At 64.1% G+C, this 320-nt stretch carries 1 protein-coding gene; it reads right to left on the bottom strand.

From position 1 onward, the window contains the following. On the bottom strand, positions 1-320 hold a 320-nt coding region (locus L0U89_RS20685; RefSeq protein WP_234863191.1), incomplete at both ends, for an MBG domain-containing protein.

Below are 320 nucleotides of genomic sequence, written 5' to 3'. Positions count from 1 at the left end.
CGGCCCTGTCGAGCGCCCCGGTGAAGCCTACCACCTCACCGTTGGCAAGCGTGCTGCCGACCGCAGGCACCGACACAAAGGTCAGCGCGGGGTCGACGTCACCGTAGGTCTTGGACTTCGCATCCGCTGTCACCGTCACTGCAAGCTGGTTGATGGTCAGCAGCGCACCCGTGTAGCTTATCGCATAGTTGCCGTTGGCAACCGTGTTCTGGTTGATGGCATAGGTGCCCACATTTTCGCCCGCGGCCCTGTCGAGCGCCCCGGTGAAGCCTACCACCTCACCGTTGGCAAGCGTGCTGCCGACCGCAGGCACCGACACA

It is taken from the genome of Mariniradius sediminis (genome assembly GCF_021491425.1).
In the GTDB taxonomy this organism is placed as follows: domain Bacteria; phylum Bacteroidota; class Bacteroidia; order Cytophagales; family Cyclobacteriaceae; genus Mariniradius; species Mariniradius saccharolyticus.
This window is presented reverse-complemented; position numbering and strand designations above follow the sequence as displayed.